Below are 2,705 nucleotides of genomic sequence, written 5' to 3'. Positions count from 1 at the left end.
TGGTCGACTACCTGCCATACCCGAGGTCCCGTCTCCATGCCTCCACAACACGCCGCCCCCACAGGCGATTTGACGGATCGCGTCACACGCTAACTACGCGGCATTGGGGTAGGAGGAGGGACGTGCCATGACTCTGATCCTTACATGGAATCGAGTCTCTATTCGAACCGGGGCGGTTCAAACAGCAGCGGGACGACCGGTGCGGCCGACTGCACCTAGGGTGTAGTGAAGCGGAGTTCGGGCTTCGAGGACCGGCCGTTGGTGACCCCCGGATCTCCTTGTTCAGGCGTTCTTGCGGATTGTTCGACCGGATCTGCCGCGAGCTCTCACGCGGAAATGCGGTGAAGGCCGGCACGTCGTGCTGAGCCGCGTCCAGGTGCTCGGCAGCGTTGGGGAGCTTGGCCTCCAACGCGTCCAGCACGTGCCGCATCTGGGCCTTCACGGCGTCGGTGTCGGGCTGCTCGAAGACCGTCCGCAGCAGCGGGGCCACCCACGGCTGGGCCGATTTCGGTACCTGGCTCAGCAGCGCGCGGGCGATGGGGGTACCGCCCGCGCCCGTTCAGGGCGTGGGGGAGGGTGCGGCAGCGCTGCCAGGCGGCACCGGGCAGTACCGCGCCGATCGCATTGACCAGGGCGGCGTGGGCGTCTGAGATGACCAGCTGGACGCCGGACAGGCCCCAGGCGGTGAGTGAGCGCAGGAAGGCCAGCCAGTCGGCGCCGTCCTCGGTGGTTGCCATGTCCAGGCCGAGGATATCGCGGTGGCCGTCGGCGTTGTGTCGAACCCGTACACCACTTCGCTGGACGCGACCCCGCCACTGCGTGGACAGAACACCTACGCTTTACGGTCCTGGTGCCGACGGTGCTGGTTACCGCCGCCGTCGCCGGTCTGCGGGTGGTGCGGTGGGCGGCTCCCTTGGCGCGTTGGCGCGGGGCTGGCTGCCCAGGAACCGTCGGCCGTTTCGTCGGAGTCGAGCACGTCCTCGCCGTAGAGATCCCCCAGCCAATTGGATTGGTAAATGGTGTCGAGGTAGCGCTCGCCGAGGTCTGGGGCGATGGCCACTGCGGTGAGTTCACGCGTGTCATGGTCGGCCAGCCAACGCATCGCGCCGCTGACGACCGTGCCGGTGGAGCCGCCGAACAGGAATCCGCGTCTGGCCAGACGATGGCAGGCACGGATGGTGTCCGTCTCCTCGACACGTATCACCTCGTCCACGTAGGACTCGTCGAGCAGCGGCGGACGTATGCTCATGCCGAGACCGGGAATCATGCGGCGGCCCGGCGCACCACCGAAGATCACCGAGCCGACGCTGTCCACTGCGACGATCCGCACCGGCCGGTGCCACTGACGGAAGTAGCGTGCGCAGCCCATCAGAGTCCCGGTGGTGCCGGCGCCGACGAACAGTACGTCCAGGCGCGGGAAGCGTTGGGTGATCTCCGGCGCCGTCTTGTGGTAATGCGCCTTCCAGTTGCCCGGATTGGTGTACTGACTGAGCCACACGTACCGGTCATCGGAATCGCACAGCGCGCGGACGTAGTCGATCCGCGCGCACAGGAAGCCGCCGCCGGCGTCCAAGTCGGCGATGGTGTGCACCCGGCTGCCCAATGCCTCCATCAGCAGTCTGGTCGACAAGTTGCAGCGGGAGTCCGTCACGCACAGGAACCGGTAGCCCTTGCTCGCCGCGATCATGCTCAGCGCCACGCCCAGGTTGCCCGACGAGGACTCGACCAGGATCGACTCCGGCTTGAGGACTCCGTCCCGCTCGGCGGTCTCCACCATCTCGGTCGCGGCCTTCAGCTTGATCGAGCCAGCGAAGTTGAAGCCCTCGCACTTCAGGAACAGGGAGCGCCCGAAGATGGGCCGAAGGTCGACATAGAGCTGTGCTTCGTTGAAGGCATGGGGAGCGGATATGACGGGCACGACGGCCTCCTCCTCATCTGCAGCAGGACTTTCGGAACGTCCCTCCGGCCGTGGCCAGAGCTGAAGGCCTCTCGGACGGTCATCCGTACCGGCGCAGTTCGTGGAAGAAGTCGTCGATGACGTGCAGCTCTCCGGAGCGGACCACCTCGTCGTAGACGTACTTGCCGACCACGAGGTCGAGCACCCCGAGGCCGAAGGGCGAGAACACCACCGGCCGGTCCGCCGGCACCGTCACCCGCCCGGCCATCACGTCGTCCAACGTGCCCTGCAGGAAGTCCCGGTTGCCCGTGAGCTGCTCGGCCAGATGCGGCGAGGTGTCGGCCTTCAGACAGTGCTCGACGTCATCGACGATGTTGGTCGAGGCGAGAACGATCTCCGGCGCGAGGTCGCGCAGCGACACGTGCAGAACCACAGGATTGTGCGAGAACCACGTAGGGTCGCTGACGTGTGGCTCACCGGCGACGGTGGCGAAAACCACCAGGTCGCTGAAGCAGATCAGCCCCTCGGCGCTGTCGTGCACCGTGATCCGGCCTGTGGTGCCCGACTGCTCGAGATAGCAGCGGAAGCCGGCCGCGCTGTCGGCGGACAGGTCGTGTACGCCGATCTCGTCGAACGACCAGCCGCTGCCGGCCAGGAACGCGTGGATGTAGCGGGCGATCAGGCCCGTCCCGAAGAACCCGACGCGCGTGGGCCGTGGCCGGTCCCGACTGAGCCGGTCCGCGGCCAACGCCGCCGACGCGGCCGTCCTGGTGGCGCTGATGATGGAACTCTCCAGGCAGGCGAACGG

At 67.1% G+C, this 2,705-nt stretch carries 2 protein-coding genes and 1 pseudogene; all 3 read right to left on the bottom strand.

Going from position 1 to position 2,705, the window contains the following annotated elements; translation table 11 throughout:
* Nucleotides 1-268: 268 nt before the first annotated feature.
* A pseudogene (locus ACTWQJ_RS49940) lies at nucleotides 269-788 on the bottom strand (transposase); the annotation flags it as partial.
* A 44-nt stretch (nucleotides 789-832) separates the two neighbouring features.
* Nucleotides 833-1,918 (bottom strand): 2,3-diaminopropionate biosynthesis protein SbnA, encoded by a 1,086-nt coding sequence (gene sbnA, locus ACTWQJ_RS49935; RefSeq protein ID WP_443312975.1) that lies wholly within the window; start codon nucleotides 1,916-1,918, stop codon nucleotides 833-835.
* Nucleotides 1,919-1,997: 79 nt separating this feature from the next.
* A partial coding sequence (locus ACTWQJ_RS49930) for a 2,3-diaminopropionate biosynthesis protein SbnB (protein ID WP_443312974.1) occupies nucleotides 1,998-2,705 on the bottom strand: 708 nt, incomplete at its 5' end.

It is taken from the genome of Streptomyces sp. KR55 (genome assembly GCF_052245645.1).
GTDB lineage: Bacteria > Actinomycetota > Actinomycetes > Streptomycetales > Streptomycetaceae > Streptomyces > Streptomyces flavusporus.
This window is presented reverse-complemented; position numbering and strand designations above follow the sequence as displayed.